Annotated in this window: 15 protein-coding genes; all 15 read left to right on the top strand. The window is 66.5% G+C overall.

What is annotated here, in order from left to right; translation table 11 throughout:
- The first annotated feature begins 23 nt into the window (after positions 1 to 23).
- Positions 24 to 920: a sugar kinase gene (locus ACQR1F_RS11945; RefSeq protein ID WP_409997971.1), complete on the top strand. Its 897-nt coding sequence runs from the start codon at positions 24 to 26 to the stop codon at positions 918 to 920.
- The gene (gene eda, locus ACQR1F_RS11940) at positions 917 to 1,561 is read left to right on the top strand and encodes a bifunctional 4-hydroxy-2-oxoglutarate aldolase/2-dehydro-3-deoxy-phosphogluconate aldolase (RefSeq protein ID WP_316177963.1); all 645 of its coding nucleotides are present in this window, start codon (positions 917 to 919) and stop codon (positions 1,559 to 1,561) included. Before ACQR1F_RS11945 ends, eda begins: the two co-directional genes overlap by 4 nt.
- Positions 1,562 to 1,802: 241 nt before the next feature.
- Positions 1,803 to 2,768 (top strand): galactofuranose ABC transporter, galactofuranose-binding protein YtfQ, encoded by a 966-nt coding sequence (gene ytfQ / locus ACQR1F_RS11935; RefSeq protein WP_434913073.1) that lies wholly within the window; start codon positions 1,803 to 1,805, stop codon positions 2,766 to 2,768.
- A gap of 218 nt (positions 2,769 to 2,986) precedes the next feature.
- Positions 2,987 to 4,537, top strand: a complete 1,551-nt coding sequence (locus ACQR1F_RS11930) for a sugar ABC transporter ATP-binding protein (protein ID WP_434892951.1) — start codon at positions 2,987 to 2,989, stop codon at positions 4,535 to 4,537.
- The gene (locus ACQR1F_RS11925; RefSeq protein ID WP_434892952.1) at positions 4,534 to 5,526 is read left to right on the top strand and encodes an ABC transporter permease; all 993 of its coding nucleotides are present in this window, start codon (positions 4,534 to 4,536) and stop codon (positions 5,524 to 5,526) included. The genes ACQR1F_RS11930 and ACQR1F_RS11925 overlap by 4 nt, the downstream gene beginning before the upstream one ends.
- Positions 5,523 to 6,518 (top strand): galactofuranose ABC transporter, permease protein YjfF, encoded by a 996-nt coding sequence (gene yjfF / locus ACQR1F_RS11920; protein WP_316218652.1) that lies wholly within the window; start codon positions 5,523 to 5,525, stop codon positions 6,516 to 6,518. The genes ACQR1F_RS11925 and yjfF overlap by 4 nt, the downstream gene beginning before the upstream one ends.
- Positions 6,515 to 7,258 carry a FadR/GntR family transcriptional regulator gene (locus ACQR1F_RS11915; protein WP_316177969.1) on the top strand — a complete coding sequence of 248 codons (744 nt, stop codon included), beginning with the start codon at positions 6,515 to 6,517 and terminating at the stop codon, positions 7,256 to 7,258. The genes yjfF and ACQR1F_RS11915 overlap by 4 nt, the downstream gene beginning before the upstream one ends.
- Complete coding sequence (locus ACQR1F_RS11910) at positions 7,255 to 8,991, top strand: IlvD/Edd family dehydratase (protein WP_434839142.1); 1,737 nt, start codon at positions 7,255 to 7,257, stop codon at positions 8,989 to 8,991. Before ACQR1F_RS11915 ends, ACQR1F_RS11910 begins: the two co-directional genes overlap by 4 nt.
- 10 nt (positions 8,992 to 9,001) lie before the next feature.
- Complete coding sequence (locus tag ACQR1F_RS11905) at positions 9,002 to 9,931, top strand: dihydrodipicolinate synthase family protein (protein WP_434913072.1); 930 nt, start codon at positions 9,002 to 9,004, stop codon at positions 9,929 to 9,931.
- Position 9,932: 1 nt separating this feature from the next.
- Positions 9,933 to 10,859 (top strand): Gfo/Idh/MocA family protein, encoded by a 927-nt coding sequence (locus tag ACQR1F_RS11900; protein ID WP_434839140.1) that lies wholly within the window; start codon positions 9,933 to 9,935, stop codon positions 10,857 to 10,859.
- Between the two features lie 4 nt (positions 10,860 to 10,863).
- Positions 10,864 to 11,943 (top strand): aldose epimerase family protein, encoded by a 1,080-nt coding sequence (locus tag ACQR1F_RS11895; protein ID WP_434890564.1) that lies wholly within the window; start codon positions 10,864 to 10,866, stop codon positions 11,941 to 11,943.
- Positions 11,943 to 12,824: an SMP-30/gluconolactonase/LRE family protein gene (locus ACQR1F_RS11890; RefSeq protein WP_434913151.1), complete on the top strand. Its 882-nt coding sequence runs from the start codon at positions 11,943 to 11,945 to the stop codon at positions 12,822 to 12,824. The genes ACQR1F_RS11895 and ACQR1F_RS11890 overlap by 1 nt, the downstream gene beginning before the upstream one ends.
- Before the next feature lie 109 nt (positions 12,825 to 12,933).
- The gene (gene chvE, locus ACQR1F_RS11885; protein ID WP_315804475.1) at positions 12,934 to 14,004 is read left to right on the top strand and encodes a multiple monosaccharide ABC transporter substrate-binding protein; all 1,071 of its coding nucleotides are present in this window, start codon (positions 12,934 to 12,936) and stop codon (positions 14,002 to 14,004) included.
- Positions 14,005 to 14,079: 75 nt separating this feature from the next.
- A complete protein-coding gene (mmsA, locus tag ACQR1F_RS11880; RefSeq protein WP_434913071.1) occupies positions 14,080 to 15,630 on the top strand; it encodes a multiple monosaccharide ABC transporter ATP-binding protein in 1,551 nt (516 codons plus the stop codon).
- Positions 15,631 to 15,651: 21 nt separating this feature from the next.
- A complete protein-coding gene (mmsB, locus tag ACQR1F_RS11875; protein ID WP_315755454.1) occupies positions 15,652 to 16,842 on the top strand; it encodes a multiple monosaccharide ABC transporter permease in 1,191 nt (396 codons plus the stop codon).
- Positions 16,843 to 16,992 lie beyond the last annotated feature (150 nt).

Raw genomic sequence — 16,992 nt, 5'->3', positions numbered from 1 at the left:
TCGCCTGCATCGGAGAGTGCATGGTGGAGTTTGCGCAGGAGGACGGCTCGCTGTTCCGGCGCGGCTTCGGCGGCGACACGCTCAACACCGCGCTCTATCTGGCCCGGCTCGGCGTGCCCACCTCCTACGTGACGGCGCTCGGCGATGATCCCCTGAGTGCCATGATGCTGGCGGCCTGGCAGGCCGAGGGCATCGACACCTCGGAGGTGCTGCAGGTCGAGGGCCGCGTGCCCGGCCTGTACATGATCGAGCGCGATGCCAAGGGCGAGCGCAGCTTCCTGTATTGGCGCGACCGCGCGCCGGCGCGCGAGCTGTTCGATCGCGCCGATCGCGATATGCTCGACAGGCTCTCGCGCTTCGACTGGATCTATCTCTCCGGCATCAGCCTCTCGCTCTATGGCGAGACCGGCAAGGCCAAGCTGCGCGAGCTCCTGACGGTGGCGCGCAAGCGCGGCGCGCGGGTCGTGTTCGACGGCAACTACCGGCCGCGCGGCTGGGCCAGCCGCGAGGTCGCCCAGCGCGCGTTCCGTGCGATCCTGCCGCTGGTCGACGTTGCGCTGCCGACCTTGGAGGACGAGCAGATGCTGTTCGGCGATGCCGACGCCTCCGTCAGCCTGCGCCGCTTCAAGGACGCCGGGGTCAACGAGGTCGTGGTCAAGCGCGGCGCGCGCGGCTGCCTGATCCATGCCGATGGCGTGCTGGTCGACATCGCGCCACCTGCGGTGCTCAAGCCAATCGACACCACGGCGGCCGGCGATTCCTTCAATGCGGGGTATCTCGCCGCGCGCATCAAGGGCGCGCCGCCGCGCAAGGCGGCGTTGGCAGGGCACCGGCTCGCCGGTGCCGTGATCATGGCGCCGGGGGCCGTGATCCCGGCCACCGCGATGCCGCGGGACATTCTGACGATGAGCGAGGCGTGATGAACAATTTGGACAAGCGCGCGAAGCTCGATGCGGTCTTCGCGCTGGCGCCGGTGATCCCGGTGATCACGATCGAGGACGCGGCGCATGCCGTGCCGCTTGCGCGTGCGCTCGTCGCCGGCGGCCTCCGCGTCATCGAAATCACTTTGCGGACGCAGGCGGGGCTCGATGCCGCGCGCGCGATCATCGATGAGGTGCCGGACGCCGTCGTCGGTATCGGCACGGTGCTGACGCCGGCGGACTACGAGCGCGCCGCCAGGCTCGGCGCCGCCTTCGCGATCAGTCCGGGCCTCTCGCTCGGCCTGCTCGACGCCGCGAATGCCGGCGAGATGCCGTTCGCGCCGGGCATTCAGACCGCCTCTGATCTCATCGCCTGCGTGACGCGGGGCTATGAGCTGGTGAAGTTCTTTCCCGCGGTGCCGGCCGGCGGGCTCGCGGCGCTCGACGCGCTAGCGGGTCCCTTCCCGAACGTGCGCTTCTGTCCGACCGGCGGCATCAATGCCGGCAACGCCGCGCAATGGCTGGCGCACAAGAAGGTCGTTGCGATCGGCGGCTCGTGGGTCGCGCCCGCGGCCGACATCAAGGCCGGTGCGTGGGCCGCGATCGAGCAGCGCGCCCGCGAAGCGACGAAGCTGCGCTGATCCAGCCTATCCACAACTTAAAATTTTGTTTGTGTCCGACGCTTATCTTCGGCGGTAGTGGGGCTGCGCCGGCGCCTGTTATTCTCAAAAAGTATTACAGTCAAATAATATGACTAGTCATCCCCTGGGTTCCGTGAAATAACGGACGTCACCGGCCGTCGAGGCGGGTGAATAGGTGCGTCGGTACCGCTGTTCGCGGCGGCGCATCAAAAAACAGTACCTTTTTGGGAGAGAACGTCTGATGACCCTGAAAGCCCTCTTTGCGGCCTCGGCCACGGCCGCCTTGTTGCTTGCCACGTCCGCTGGCGCCGCGGAGCTGACCGTCGGCTTCTCGCAGATCGGATCGGAGTCCGGCTGGCGCGCCGCCGAGACCTCGGTCTCGAAGTCGGAAGCCGCCAAGCGCAAGATCAACCTGAAGATCGCCGACGCCCAGCAGAAGCAGGAGAACCAGATCAAGGCGATCCGCTCCTTCATCGCCCAGGGTGTGGACGCGATCTTCCTCGCGCCGGTCGTGGCCTCCGGCTGGGACGCCGTGCTGAAGGAAGCCAAGGAAGCCAAGATCCCGGTCGTGCTGCTCGACCGCGACATCGATCCCTCCGGCAAGGACCTCTATCTGACCGCCGTCACCTCGGACAGCGTGCATGAGGGCGAGGTCGCCGGCGAGTGGCTCGCCAAGACGGTCGGCGGCAAGGCCTGCAACGTCGTCGAGCTGCAGGGCACGGTCGGCGCCAGCGTCGCCACCAACCGCAAGAAGGGTTTTGACGCCGTCGTCGCCAAGAATGCCAATCTGAAGGTCGTGCGCAGCCAGACCGGCGACTTCACCCGTGCCAAGGGCAAGGAGGTGATGGAGAGCTTCATCAAGGCCGAGAACGGCGGCAAGTCGATCTGCGCGGTCTACGCCCACAACGACGATATGATGGTCGGCGCGATCCAGGCAATGAAGGAGGCCGGCCTGAAGCCGGGCAAGGACATCCTGACCGTCTCGATCGACGCCGTGCCGGACATCTTCAAGGCAATCGCCGCCGGCGAGGCCAACGCCACCGTCGAGCTGACGCCGAACATGGCGGGGCCGGCGTTCGACGCGATCGTGGGCTTCAAGGAGAAGGGCACCGTTCCGCCGAAGTGGATCCAGACGGAATCGAAGCTCTACACCGCGACTGACGATCCGCAGAAGGTCTACGACAGCAAGAAGGGCTTGGGCTACTGAGCTGAAGCCTATGTTGTTGCCGTCGTCCTGGCGAACGCCAGGACCCATAGCCACCGATCTTTGTGAGGTCTGCGGTATTGGCCCAGTGCCTCAATCGACTATTCCGCGGTATGGGTCCCGGCGTTCGCCGGGACGACGAAATCAGGTGCTGGCGTCCGCTCATTCGGCGGGCGTCAGCTTCCTGGCTGATGTCCAATCGTCGCGCCAAGTAGTTCGTCATGTCTGATCCTTCAGCTCCGCCGGCGACGCGTCCAGCCCTGCTGGAGATCCGCGGCCTGACCAAGAGCTTCGGGGCGCTGAAGGCGCTTGATGACGTCGACTTCACTCTGGGTGAGGGCGAGATCCATGCGCTGCTCGGCGAGAACGGCGCCGGCAAGTCGACCCTGATCAAGGTGGTCACCGGCGTGTTCGCGCGTGACGCCGGCACCGTGCGGCTCGCCGATCGCGAGATTGCGCCACGCTCGGCCAAGGACGCGGTCGATGCCGGCATCGCCACGGTCTATCAGGAAGTGAATCTGCTGCCGAACCTCTCGGTGGCACAAAATCTCTACCTTGGCCGGCAGCCGACGCGGTTCGGCGTCGTACGCGAGGCCGAGATGCGCCGGCGCGCGCACGCGCTGCTGCTTGATTATGGGCTGGACATCGACGTCGGCGCGCCGCTTTCGAGCTACTCGGTCGCGGTCCAGCACATCACCGCGATCGCGCGCGCCGTCGATCTGTCGGCGCGCGTCCTCATTCTCGACGAGCCCACGGCCAGCCTCGACCGCCACGAGGTCGAGATCCTGTTCAAGGTGATGCGAAAGCTCGCGGCTGATGGCATCGGCATCGTGTTCGTCAGCCACTTCCTCGATCAGGTCTACGAGATCTGCGATCGCGTCACGGTGCTGCGCAACGGCCGGCTGATCGGCACGCGCGAGATCGCCGATCTGCCGCGGCTCGACCTTATCAGAATGATGCTGGGGCGCGAGCTCGCCGAGACCACGCACGAGCGCGCGGCGAGCCAGCCCGACACGGCGCGGGAGGTCTGCGTCAGCTTCAAGGGCTACGGCAAGCGCGGCTATCTCGCGCCGTTCGATCTCGAGCTGCGCCGTGGCGAGGTCGTCGGGCTCGCGGGCCTGCTCGGCTCCGGCCGCACCGAGACGGCGCGGCTGGTGTTCGGCGCCGAGCGCGCCGACAGCGGCGAGGTCACGATCGACGGCAAGGCCATCAGGCTGAATTCGCCGCGCGATGGTGCCGGGCTCGGCTTCGGCTATTGCCCCGAGGAGCGCAAGACCGAGGGCATCGTCGCCGACCTCACCGTGCGCGAGAACATCGTGCTGGCGCTGCAGGCGCGGCGCGGTCTGCACCGGCCGCTGTCGCGGCGCGAGCAGGACGAGATCGCGCTGCGTTACATCCGCATGCTCGACATCCGGCCGCCGGATCCGGAACGTCCCATTGGGCTGCTGTCGGGCGGCAACCAGCAGAAGGCGCTGCTGGCGCGCTGGCTCGCGACGTCGCCGAAGCTCCTCGTCCTCGACGAGCCGACGCGCGGCATCGACGTCGGCGCCCATGCCGAGATCATCCGTCTGGTGCGTGAGTTGTGCGAGCAGGGGCTGGCGCTGCTCGTGATCTCCTCGGAGCTCGACGAGATCGTGACCTATTCCAACCGCGTCGTCGTGCTGCGCGACCGCGCCCATGTCGAGGAGCTGAAGGGCGAGGCGGTCGAAGTCTCCAGCATCCTCGCGGCGATCGCCGCGGATGGCGAGCCCGTGCATGAGGCCGCATCATGACGCTCCGCATTCCGCGCCGCGGTCTTGCGCAGGCATTCGCGCTGATCGTGATCCTGATAATCGATCGCGCGGTCTCGCCGCAGTTCTTCAATCTCCATCTGCAGGACGGCCGGCTCTTCGGCAGCGTCATCGACGTGCTCAACCGCGGCACGCCGGTGGCGCTGCTGTCGCTCGGCATGGTGCTCGTCATCGCGACGGGAGGGATCGACCTTTCGGTCGGCGCCGTGATGGCGATCGCGGGCGCCACCGCGGCGAGCCTCGCCGACACGCATTCGCTGCCGGTGGTCATCGGCTCCGCGCTCGCTGTCGGTTTGGTGTGCGGGCTGTGGAACGGCATTCTCGTCGCTGTCCTGCGCATCCAGCCGATCGTCGCCACGTTGATCCTGATGGTGGCGGGGCGCGGCATTGCGCAGCTCATCACCGAAGGACGCATCGTCACCTTCACCTCGCCCGATCTGGTGTGGATGGGCAACGGCGCCGTGTTGGGCCTGCCGACCCCGGTCGTGATCGCGATCGGCATGCTGCTGCTGACGGCGGCGGTCGTGCGCGGCACCGCGCTCGGGCTCTTGATCGAGGCGACCGGCGGCAACGCGCGCGCCAGCGAGCTTTCGGGCGTCGGCACGCGCGCCATGATCCTGGCGGTCTATGTCTGGTGCGGCCTGTGCGCGTCGCTCGCCGGCGTGATCGCCGCGGCCGACATCATGGGTGCGGACGCCAACAATGCCGGGCTGTGGCTGGAGCTCGACGCGATCCTCGCGGTCGTGATCGGCGGCACCTCACTGTTCGGCGGCCGCTTCAGCCTGGTGCTGGCGGTGGCCGGCGCGCTGATCATCCAGGCCATGAACACCGGCATCCTGTTGTCGGGCTATCCGCCGGAGCTCAATCTGCTGGTCAAGGCCGTGGTCGTTCTCGCCGTCCTGCTGGCGCAGTCGCCGCGGCTCGGCGATCTCTCGCGCTTCACCGCGCGCTGGCGGAGGACCAAGCCATGAAGGCCTCGACCTCGGTTGCGATCACCGCCTTCGTGCTGGTCGCCGGCTTTGCGCTGTGCGCGCTGCAATTCCCGAACATCGCTTCGACCCGCGTCGTCGCCAATCTGCTCACCGACAACGCCTTCCTCGGCATCGTCGCCGCCGGCATGACCTTCGTCATCATCTCCGGCGGCATCGATCTCTCGGTCGGCTCGGTGATCGGCTTCACCACGGTATTCGTGGCGCTCGCGGTCGAGCGCTGGGGCATCCCGCCCTTCGCAGCCTTCGCATTGGTGCTGGTGCTGTGCGCGCTGTTCGGTGCCGCGATGGGCGCGGTGATCCACGTGTTCGAGCTGCCGCCCTTCATCGTGACCCTCGCCGGCATGTTCCTGGCGCGCGGCGTCAGCTTCCTGCTGTCGACCGAATCGATTCCGATCACCGCCCCGATCTACAGTGCCGTCTCCGACTTCGCGATCCGCCTGCCAGGCGGCGGACGGCTCACCGCGATCGCGATTGCGATGCTGGTGATCCTGGTGCTCTGCGCGTTGCTGCTGCATTTGACCCGGTTCGGCGTCAACGTCTACGCGCTCGGTGGCAGCCGTGTGGCGACAGCCCTGATGGGCATTCCGGTCGGGCCGATGACCATCCGCATCTATATGCTGTCGAGCGTGCTTGCGGGCCTCGCCGGCATCGTCTTCTCGTTCTACACCGCGGCCGGCTATTCGCTTTCGGCCGTCGGTGTCGAACTCGATACCATCGCTGCCGTGGTGATCGGCGGAACCTTGTTGACCGGCGGACAGGGCTCGGTCATCGGCACCTTCCTTGGCGTCCTGATACAGGGCATGATCCAGACCTACATCAATTTCGACGGCACGCTGTCGAGCTGGTGGACCAAGATCGCCACGGGGGTTCTGTTGTTCGTTTTCATTGCGCTGCAGCAAGGTCTGATGGCGCTCGCGCGCCGCTCATCCGTCAAGCCCGCCGCGGCCAAGCCGGTGGGGGCGCCGACATGACGACGTCGCACATCGTCTCGATTCCGACCCGGCGCGCGCATTCCAACCATGCCGAGGTCGCCCGCAGCATCGGCATCGACATCATCTCGGGCCGTCTGGCCGAGGGCGCGCGGTTGCCGGGTGACGCCGAGCTGACCGCGACTTTCGGCGTCTCACGGCCGGTGCTGCGCGAGAGCGTGAAGACCCTCGTTGCAAAAGGTCTGCTGTCGACCAAGGCCCGCGTCGGCACCGTGGTGCGCGGACGCTCGGACTGGAACATGTTCGATCCCGACGTGCTCGCCTGGCACCTCGACGCGGGGATCGACAAGCGCTTTCTTGCCGACCTCGCCGAGATCCGGTTGGCGATCGAGCCGCGTGCCGCGGCGCTCGCGGCAGAGCGCCGCAGCGACGACGATCTCGCCGCGATGAACCAGGCGATGGCGCAGATGGAGCGCGAGCCGTCGACCTCGATCGCCTTTGCCGAAGCCGACCTCGCTCTGCACATCGCGATCGCCAATGCCTCCGGCAATCCCTTCATGCGCTCGATCGGCGCGGTCATCGAGGCGGCATTGCGCGCGTCGTTCGTCCTGAGCGCGCCGATCGAAACCGCCGACCGGGACACCGTGCTGGTCTGGCACCAGCGCATCATCGATGCGATCGCAGATGGCAATCCCGAGGGCGCCTCGGAGGCCATGATCGAAGTCATCTACAACGGCCGGCGGCGTCATGCGCAATCGGCTGCACGAACGGACCAGGAATGAGCAACGACAAGTCAGACAAGCAGCTGCGGAGCCAGGCGTGGTTCGGCCGCCAGGACAAGATGGGCTTCTATTATCGCTCGTTCTTGAAGAACAGCGGCACGCCGCAGGATCGCTTCGAGGGCCGTCCGGTCATCGGCATCTGCAACACCTGGTCGGAGCTGACGCCCTGCAATGCGCATTTCCGCGTCATCGCCGAGCATGTCCGCCAGGGCGTGCTCGATGCCGGCGGCTATCCGCTGGAGTTTCCGGTCTCCTCGCTCGGCGAGGTGACGATGCGTCCCACCGCGATGCTGTTCCGCAACCTCGCCTCGATGGATGTGGAGGAGGCGATCCGTGCGCATCCGCTCGACGGTGTCGTGCTCTTGATGGGCTGCGACAAGACCACGCCGGCGCTCTTGATGGGCGCGGCCTCCGCCGACCTGCCTGCGATCGGCGTCTCCGGCGGTCCGCAACTGCGCGGCGTGTATCGCGGCCAGATCATCGGCTCCGGCACCAACATCATCTCGATGAGCGAGCAACTGCGCGCCGGCGAGATCACCTTGAAGGAATTCCACGAGGCCGAGGCCGGCATGAACCGCTCCGCCGGCAGCTGCATGACCATGGGCACGGCCTCGACGATGGCCTCGATGGTCGAGGCACTCGGCATCGGCCTGCCCGAGAATGCCGCGATTCCGGCGGCCGACGCGCGCCGCAACCTGCTCGCGCGCATGGCGGGCCGGCGCATCGTCGAGATGGTCGGCGAAGACCTCAAGCCATCGGACATTCTCACCCGGCAGGCGTTCGAGAATGCGATCCGCACGCTCGCGGCGATCGGCGGCTCGACCAACGCTGTGGTGCATCTGCTTGCGATCGCCGGACGTGTCGGCGTTGAGCTCACGCTCGACGATTTCGACCGTCTGTGTCGCGACGTGCACTGCCTGGTCGACCTGATGCCGTCGGGCCGCTTCCTGATGGAGGACTTCTACTACGCCGGCGGCCTGCCGGCGGTGCTGCGTGCGCTCGGCGAGCGCGGCCTGTTGCACAAGGACGCCCGGACCGTCAACGGCAGGACGCTGTGGGACAATGTCGCCGAGGCGCCGAACTACAATGCCGAGGTCATCACGCCGTTCGAGACCCCGTTCAAGACCGAAGCCGGCATCGCGATCCTCACCGGCAACCTCGCGCCCAACGGCGCCGTTATCAAGCCGTCGGCGGCCTCGCCGGAGCTGATGAACCACACCGGACGCGCCGTCGTGTTCGAAAGCGTCGAGGAAATGCACGACGCGGTCGACGACGACAATCTCGACATCGATGCGTCCTGCATCATGGTGCTGAAGAATTGCGGGCCGAAGGGCTATCCGGGCATGGCCGAGGTCGGCAACATGCCGCTGCCGGCGAAAGTGCTGCGCCAGGGCGTGCGCGACATGATCCGCATCTCCGACGCGCGCATGTCCGGCACGGCCTATGGCACGGTGGTACTGCATGTCGCCCCCGAGGCCACCGTCGGCGGGCCGCTGGCGCTGGTCAAGAACGGCGACATGATCACGCTCGACGTGGCTGGGCGCCGGCTGCACCTGCATGTCAGCGACGAGGAGCTCGCCGCGCGCCGCGCCGCCTGGACGCCGCCGAAGCCGCATGCCGCCCGCGGCTATCAGAAGCTCTACATCGATCACGTGCTGCAGGCCGATCGCGGCGTCGATTTCGACTTCCTGGTCGGCCGCACCGGCTCGCCCGTGCCGCGCGACAATCACTAAAGAGGTGCCCATGACCGCTTCCGCCAAAAAGCTCTACAAGGGCGTCTTCCCGGTGGCGCCGACCGTGTTCGACGCCGACGGCCGTCTCGACCTCGAGGGCCAGAAGCGCGCGATCGACTTCATGATCGATGCCGGCTCGCACGGCATCTGCATCCTCGCCAACTTCTCCGAGCAGTTCGTGCTGACCGACGACGAGCGCGATCTGGTCATGACGACCGTGCTGGAGCATGTCGCCGGCCGCGTGCCGATCATCGTCACGACGACGCATTTCTCGACCTTTGTCTGCGCCGAGCGTTCGCGCCGGGCGCAGGAGAAGGGCGCCGCCATGGTCATGGTGATGCCGCCCTACCACGGCGCCACCTTCCGCGTGCCGGAGAGCTCGATCTACGAGTTCTATCGCGGCGTCTCCGACGCGATCTCGATCCCGATCATGGTGCAGGACGCTCCGGTCGCCGGCACGCCGCTGTCGGTGCCGCTGCTCGCGCGCATGGCCAAGGAGATCGAGAATCTCGCCTATTTCAAGATCGAGGTGCCGCGCGCCGCCGACAAGCTACGGGCGCTGATCGAGGCGGGGGGCGCTGACATCCAGGGCCCGTGGGACGGCGAGGAGGCGATCACGCTGATGGCCGATCTCGATGCCGGCGCCACCGGCGCGATGACCGGCGGCGGCTATCCCGACGGCATCCGCAAGATCATCGATCCGTATTTCGCGGGCGACCGCGAGGCCGCGGCCGCGGCCTATGAGCGCTGGCTGCCGCTGATCAACTACGAGAACCGGCAGTGCGGCCTTGCGACCTGCAAGATCCTGATGAAGGCGGGCGGCGTGATCAAGCACGACACGCTGCGCGCGCCGCAGCCGCCGATCCATCCGGCGACACAGAAGGGTCTGATCGAGATCGCGCGCCGGCTCGACCCGGTCGTGCTGCGCTGGGGACGCTGAGATGAGCGAGCTTCGTGTCGCCATCGTCGGCTTCGGCAAGATCGCGCGCGACCAGCACGTCCCGGCGATCGCCGCCACCGCGGGCGTGACCTTGACGGCCGTCGCAAGCCGTAACGCCTCGCTGCCCGGCCTGCCGCATTTCGGCACCATCGAGGAGCTGCTGCGCGACGGTCCCGAGATCGACGCCGTTGCCTTGTGCACGCCGCCGCAGGTCCGCCGCGCGCAGGCGCTGGCGGCGCTCGAGGCCGGCAAGCATGTGATGCTGGAAAAGCCGCCCGGTGCTGCCGTCAGCGAGCTCGATCCGCTGATTGCACTCGCCGCCGCAAAGGGGCGCACGCTGTTCGCGACTTGGCATTCGCGCTACGCGCCCGCAGTCGAGCCGGCGCGGCAATGGCTGTCACAGCGTCGGATCCGCAGCGTGCGGATCGACTGGAAGGAGGACGTGCGCGTCTGGCATCCCGGCCAGGCCTGGATCTGGGAGCCGGGCGGTCTCGGCGTGTTCGATCCCGGCATCAACGCGCTGTCGATCCTGACCCGCATCCTGCCCGAGCCGGTGTTCCTGACCGAGGCCGAGCTGTCGTTTCCGTCCAACCGCCAGGCGCCGATCGCGGCCAACCTGTCGTTGTCGACAGCCAGCGAGCTGCCGATCGCGGCCGAGTTCGACTTCCGCCAGACCGGGCCGCAGAGCTGGGACATCCGGATCGAGACCGACGCCGGGCAACTCAAGCTGTCGCTCGGCGGCGCGCGGATGACCGCGGATGACCAAGTGATGATCGACGAGAAGGAGCGCGAATATCCCGGCCTCTATCGCCGCTTCGTCGAGCTGACGAAGACCGGCGCGGGTGACGTCGATCTCGCGCCGCTGCGGCTGGTGGCCGACGCGTTCCTGCTCGGCCGCCGCCACTTCGTCGAGCCGTTCGAGGACTAGAGCGATGGCAGAGGCTGATATCACCAGGGATGTGTTTGGCAGCCTGCCGGACGGCCGCGAGGTCGAGCGCGTCACCTTGCGTGGCGCCGACGGCTTCGAGGCGCGGATCATCACCTACGGCGCGGTGCTGCAGGCGCTGCTGGTGCCGGATGCGCAGGGCGTCGTCGACGACGTGGTGCTCGGTCATGACGACCTGCTGAGTTACTTGCTGCTCCGGAAATTTTTCGGCGCGACGGTCGGACGCTACGCCAACCGCATCGCCAAGGCACGTTTCGTGCTCGATGGTCAGGACATCCGTTTGGAAGCGAATAATGGCGCGCATGCCTTGCATGGCGGCCCTGACGGCTTCGACCGCAAGCTTTGGCAGATCGTCGCCACCGAAGACGGCGCCCAGCCCTCGGTCACGATGCTCTATGTCAGCCCCGACGGCGAGGCCAACTATCCGGGGCGGCTCGACGTCCGTGTCACCTATCAGTTGACCGGGCCGATGGAACTGGCTGTCAGCTTCAGCGCCCGGACCACCCGGACGACGGTGGTCAACCTGACCAATCACAGCTTCTTCAATCTCGACGGCCTGGCCGCCGGCACCGATATTCTCGATCACCGTCTGACGCTCGCGGCGGACCACTACCTGGCGATCGACGAAACGGCGATCCCGCTGGAGGGGCCGCCGCACACCGTTGTTGGTACGCCGTTCGATTTCCGCGACGCGCATGCGATCGGCGCGCGCATTCGTGCCGACGATGCGCAGATCAGATGCGGCCGCGGCTATGACCACAATTTCTGTCTGCGCGCCGGCGACGGCGTGCGCTTCGCGGCACGGATCGAGTCGCGGCGGTCGGGACGGATCATGGAGTTGCTCACCGATCAGCCGGGCCTGCAGGTCTATTCCGGCAACTATATTGACGCGACCGTGAGCGGCAAGGGCCGCGTCTATCGCCAATCCGACGCGCTCTGCCTGGAGCCGCAGGTCTGGCCGGACAGTCCGAACCGTCCGGATTTTCCGAGCGCGCGTCTCGCGCCCGACGACGTCTACAAGCACGAGACGGTGTATCGCTTCTCGATCGCGGGAGCGTCCGCATGATGGAGCAGGTGCCGACCACGATCCTTTGCGACGAGCGCTGCCATCTCGGCGAGGGGCCGACCTACGATCCTCACACCGACACCGCCTGGTGGTTCGACATCCGCGAAGGCCTGCTGTTCGAGGCCAATATCGGCAGCGGCGACGTCCGACGCCACGAGCTCGGCAGGATGGCGAGCGCGCTCGGCCGCATCGATGCCGTGAGGCAGTTGATCGTCGCCGAGGACGGACTCTATGTCCGCTCCGTCGCCGACGGCGCGCTGTCGCTGTTCCTGCCGCTCGAGGCCGACAATCCTGCGACGCGGTCGAACGACTCGCGGGTCCATCCCTCCGGGACGTTCTGGATCGGCACCATGGGGCGCAACGCCGAGTGCGGCCTGGGCTCGATCTATGCGCTGCATCGCGGTGAGATCATCCGCCTGTTCCCCAACGTCACCATTCCCAACGCAATCTGCTTCTCGCCGGATGGCGCGATCGGCTATTTCGCCGATACGGACGAGAACGTGCTCTACCGCGTCGCGCTCGACCCGACGACCGGCCTGCCGCGCGGCGAGCCGGAGGTGCTGCTGCGCCATGCCGGCGTCGGCGGGCTCGACGGCGCCGTCGTCGACGCGGAGGGGCGGATCTGGAACGCGCGCTGGGGCGGCGGTTGTGTCGATGTCTACAGCCCGCAGGGCGAGCATCTGCGCTGCATCGCGGTTCCGGCCAGCCAGGCGAGCTGCCCGGCCTTCGTCGGTCCCGGTCTGTCGCGCCTGCTGGTCACGTCGGCCTGGCAGGACATGGACGCGGCGGCCAAGGCGGCCGACCCCGGCCACGGCCAGACTTTCCTGCTTGAGGTCGGCGCTCACGGTCGCGCCGAGCCTGACGTGAAGCTTTCGATCTGAGAGGAGGAACAATCGAGTCGAGCGTCGTTCAGCCTAACAGCTATCTGGTATCAAGATACGCAATCGCGTATTCCTAGTTCAAATCTGAAAATCTTAGAGGGAGTGAAGCATGCTGAATTTCAAGACCATCATGGCCGCCGCGCTGGCCGGCCTCGGCGCCGTGGCGCTGTCCAGCGCCGCAATGGCGCAGGGCAAGGCAACCGTCGGCATCGCGATGCCGACCAAGTCCTCGGCGCGCTGGATCGACGACGGCAACAACATCGTGAAGGTGCTGAAGGAGCGTGGCTACAACACCGACCTGCAATATGCCGAGGACGACATCCCGAACCAGCTCTCGCAGGTCGAGAACATGGTCACCAAGGGCGCCAAGGTGCTGGTCATCGCCGCGATCGACGGCACCACGCTGTCCGACGCGCTGAAGCAGGCCAAGGAGAAGGGCGTCACCGTCATCGCCTATGACCGCCTGATCCGCGACACGCCGAATGTCGACTACTACGCGACCTTCGACAATTTCCAGGTCGGCGTGCTGCAGGCGCAGTCGATCGTCGACAAGCTCGGCCTGAAGGACGGCAAGGGCCCGTTCAACATCGAGCTGTTCGGCGGCTCGCCGGACGACAACAACGCCTACTTCTTCTACAACGGCTCGATGTCGGTGCTGCAGCCGTACATCGACTCCGGCAAGCTCAAGGTTGCGTCCGGCCAGATGGGCATGGACAAGGTCGCGACCCTGCGCTGGGACGGCGCCACCGCCCAGGCCCGCATGGACAACCTGCTCAGTGCCTATTACGGCAACAAGCGTGTCGACGCGGTGCTGTCGCCCTATGACGGCCTCTCGATCGGCATCATCTCGTCGCTGAAGGGCGTCGGCTATGGCAGCGGCAACCAGCCGATGCCGGTCATCTCAGGCCAGGACGCCGAGGTGCCGTCGGTCAAGGCGATCCTGCGCGGCGACCAGTACTCGACGATCTTCAAGGACACCCGCGACCTCGCCAAGGTGACCGCCGATATGGTCGATGCCGTGCTCAACGGCAAGCAGGTGCAGGTCAACGACACCAAGACCTACAACAACGGCGTCAAGGTCGTTCCCGCTTATCTGCTCAAGCCGGTCGTGGTCGACAAGAGCAATTGGGAGAAGGTCCTGATCGAGGGCGGCTACTACAAGAAGTCGCAGGTCGAGTGATCACCGGTGGCCGGCGAGCGCGGTCATGCGCTCGCCGGCCACTCCAAGACGGCTCAAGTTGCGGGATACAGAGCGATGACGGCAATCCTCGAAATGCGCGGCGTCAGCAAGAGCTTCGTGGGCGTGCAGGCGCTCCGCGACGTCAGCTTCACGGTCGAGGCGGGTGAGATCCACGCTTTGGTCGGCGAGAACGGCGCCGGCAAGTCGACCTTGATGAAGGTGCTCAGCGGCGTCTATCCCTATGGCCGTTACGAGGGCCAGATCATCTTCGAGGGCGAGGAGCGGCGCTTCCGCGACATCAACGATTCCGAGGCGCTCGGCATCATCATCATCCACCAGGAGCTCGCGCTGATCCCGCTGATGTCGATCGCCGAGAACATCTTCCTGTCGCATGCGCCGCAGCGCTTTGGCGTCATCGATCGCGACGAGGTCTACCGGCGCACCCAGCAATTGCTGGCCCAGGTCGGCCTGAAGGAATCGCCGGATACACTGATCACTGATCTCGGTGTCGGCAAGCAGCAGCTCGTGGAGATCGCCAAGGCGCTGTCCAAGCGCGTCAAGCTCTTGATCCTGGACGAGCCGACGGCGAGCCTGAACGAGGCCGACAGCCAGGCGCTGCTCGACCGCCTCGTCGCCTTCCGCGAGCAGGGCATCTCCTCGATCCTGATCACGCACAAGCTCAACGAGGTCGCCCGCGTCGCCGACCGCATCACGGTGCTGCGCGACGGGCGCAGCGTCGACAGCATCGACTGCCGCGCCGAGCCGGTCCTGGAGGACCGCATCATCAAGAGCATGGTCAATCGCGACATGGCGCACCGCTTCCCGGAGCGGCAACCTAAGATCGGCGAGCCCGTGTTCACGGTCGAGAACTGGTCGGTCTACCACCCGCAGCATACCGATCGGCAGGTGATCAAGAACCTCGACTTCCAGGTCCGCCGCGGGGAGATCGTCGGCATCGCCGGCCTGATGGGGGCGGGGCGCACCGAATTCGCCATGAGCCTGTTCGGCCGCTCCTGGGGCATCAACATCACCGGCCGCGCCCGGCTCGAAGGCCACGACGTCCATCTCACCAGCGTCCCGGCGGCGATCGATGCCGGCCTCGCCTATGTCACCGAAGACCGCAAGCAGCTCGGCCTGATCCTGGCCGACGACGTCCGCAAGAACATCACCCTGGCGTCTCTCTCCCAGGTCGCGCCGAAGGGCGTGATCGACGACATCGCCGAGCTCAAGGCGGCGTCCGGTTACCGCGGCCGGATGCGGATTCGCTGCTCGGACGTCTACCAGGAGGCCGGCCAGCTCTCCGGCGGCAACCAGCAGAAGGTCGTGCTGTCGAAATGGCTGATGACAGATCCCAAGGTCTTGATCCTGGACGAGCCGACGCGCGGCATCGACGTTGGCGCAAAGTACGAGATTTACTGTATCATCCAGGAGCTCGCTGATGCCGGCCGGGGTGTGGTGGTGATCTCCTCGGAGATGCCGGAGCTGCTTGGGATCTGCGACCGCATCTGCGTGATGAATGACGGCGCCTTCGTCGGCGAGTTCGCCGGGCCGGAGGCGACGCAGGAAAAGATCATGCGCGCCATCATGCGCAACGAAACCATCAAGAACCAGGAGACGGCCGCGTAAGCGGCCGGGAGGACGCCAGCAATGACCGACAAGACGGTTTCGCTCCCGGAGGAGAAGTCGCACAGCGGCTTCCTGAAGAATAATCTGCGCAGCTACGGCATGCTGCTGTCGCTGTTCGTGATCATGCTGTTCTTCCAGTTCATGACGGACGGCACCCTGCTGCAGCCGCTCAACCTCACCAACCTGGTGCTGCAGAACAGCTACATCGTCATCATGGCGCTGGGCATGCTGCTGGTGATCGTGACCGGGCACATCGACCTGTCGGTCGGCTCGGTCGCGGGCTTCGTCGGCGCGGTCGCCGCCGTGCTGATGGTGCGCTATCACGTCGACTTCCCGCTCGCGATCATTGCCTGCCTGATCGTCGGCGCCGCGATCGGCGCCGCGCAGGGCTATTGGGTGGCCTATTTCGGCATTCCCTCCTTCATCGTGACCCTGGCGGGCATGCTGGTGTTCAAGGGGCTGGCGCTGGCGCTGCTGCAGGGGCAGTCGGTCGGGCCGTTCCCGGGCACGTTCCAGAAGCTGTCGTCCGGCTTCATCCCTGAGTTCATGCCGAGCGCGGCGCACCTCTATCCGACGTCGCTCGCGATCGGCGCGGTGCTGACGCTCATCCTGGTCTATGCCAGCGTCAAGGGCCGCGCGCGCGAGGTGGAGCACGGCATCGAGGTCGAGCCGTTCGGATTCTTCGCTGCCAAGAACGTCGTGCTGGCCGGCGCCCTGATGTATTTCACCTATCTGATCGCCTCGCATCGCGGCCTGCCCAACGTGCTGGTCATCATGACCGCGCTGATCGCGCTCTACGGCTTCATGACCCGCCGCACCGTGGTCGGCCGGCAGATCTATGCGGTCGGCGGCAACGCCAAGGCCGCCAAGCTGTCGGGCATCAAGACCGAGCGGCTGGTGTTCATGACCTTCGTCAACATGGGTGTGCTGGCGGCACTGGCCGGCCTGATCTTTGCCGCGCGTCTCAACACGGCGACGCCGAAGGCCGGTCTCGGGTTTGAGCTCGACGTCATCGCGGCGTGCTTCATCGGTGGCGCCTCGGCCTATGGCGGCGTGGGGCGGGTCGGCGGCGCTGTCATCGGCGCCATGATCATGGGCGTGATGAACAACGGCATGTCCATCCTCGGCATCGGCATCGACTATCAGCAGGTCATCAAGGGCCTGGTGCTGCTCGGCGCCGTCTGCATCGACGTCTACAACCAGCGCCGCTGAGTTCGGCGCGCAGCGTCCGGCGACGCTGCGAGGTAGGGTGGGCAAAGCGCCGCCGCAAGGCGGCGCGTGCCCACCATGTTTCGGCACCCTCGTAGCAAAATGGTGGGCAAAGGCGCATTCGCTTTGCGAATGCGCCTTTGCCCACCATAC

Origin of the sequence: Bradyrhizobium sp. HKCCYLS3013 (genome assembly GCF_051167615.1) — a bacterium.
GTDB lineage: Bacteria > Pseudomonadota > Alphaproteobacteria > Rhizobiales > Xanthobacteraceae > Bradyrhizobium.
This window is presented reverse-complemented; position numbering and strand designations above follow the sequence as displayed.

Excerpts from the sequence above, each read along its gene's own strand:
- ytfQ (WP_434913073.1), top strand. The coding sequence starts at position 1,803 with ATGACCCTGAAAGCCCTCTTTGCGGCCTCGGCCACGGCCGCCTTGTTG.
- ACQR1F_RS11930 (WP_434892951.1), top strand. The coding sequence starts at position 2,987 with ATGTCTGATCCTTCAGCTCCGCCGGCGACGCGTCCAGCCCTGCTGGAG.
- ACQR1F_RS11925 (WP_434892952.1), top strand. The coding sequence starts at position 4,534 with ATGACGCTCCGCATTCCGCGCCGCGGTCTTGCGCAGGCATTCGCGCTG.
- yjfF (WP_316218652.1), top strand. The coding sequence starts at position 5,523 with ATGAAGGCCTCGACCTCGGTTGCGATCACCGCCTTCGTGCTGGTCGCC.
- ACQR1F_RS11915 (WP_316177969.1), top strand. The coding sequence starts at position 6,515 with ATGACGACGTCGCACATCGTCTCGATTCCGACCCGGCGCGCGCATTCC.
- ACQR1F_RS11910 (WP_434839142.1), top strand. The coding sequence starts at position 7,255 with ATGAGCAACGACAAGTCAGACAAGCAGCTGCGGAGCCAGGCGTGGTTC.
- ACQR1F_RS11905 (WP_434913072.1), top strand. The coding sequence starts at position 9,002 with ATGACCGCTTCCGCCAAAAAGCTCTACAAGGGCGTCTTCCCGGTGGCG.
- ACQR1F_RS11900 (WP_434839140.1), top strand. The coding sequence starts at position 9,933 with ATGAGCGAGCTTCGTGTCGCCATCGTCGGCTTCGGCAAGATCGCGCGC.
- ACQR1F_RS11895 (WP_434890564.1), top strand. The coding sequence starts at position 10,864 with ATGGCAGAGGCTGATATCACCAGGGATGTGTTTGGCAGCCTGCCGGAC.
- ACQR1F_RS11890 (WP_434913151.1), top strand. The coding sequence starts at position 11,943 with ATGGAGCAGGTGCCGACCACGATCCTTTGCGACGAGCGCTGCCATCTC.
- chvE (WP_315804475.1), top strand. The coding sequence starts at position 12,934 with ATGCTGAATTTCAAGACCATCATGGCCGCCGCGCTGGCCGGCCTCGGC.
- mmsA (WP_434913071.1), top strand. The coding sequence starts at position 14,080 with ATGACGGCAATCCTCGAAATGCGCGGCGTCAGCAAGAGCTTCGTGGGC.
- mmsB (WP_315755454.1), top strand. The coding sequence starts at position 15,652 with ATGACCGACAAGACGGTTTCGCTCCCGGAGGAGAAGTCGCACAGCGGC.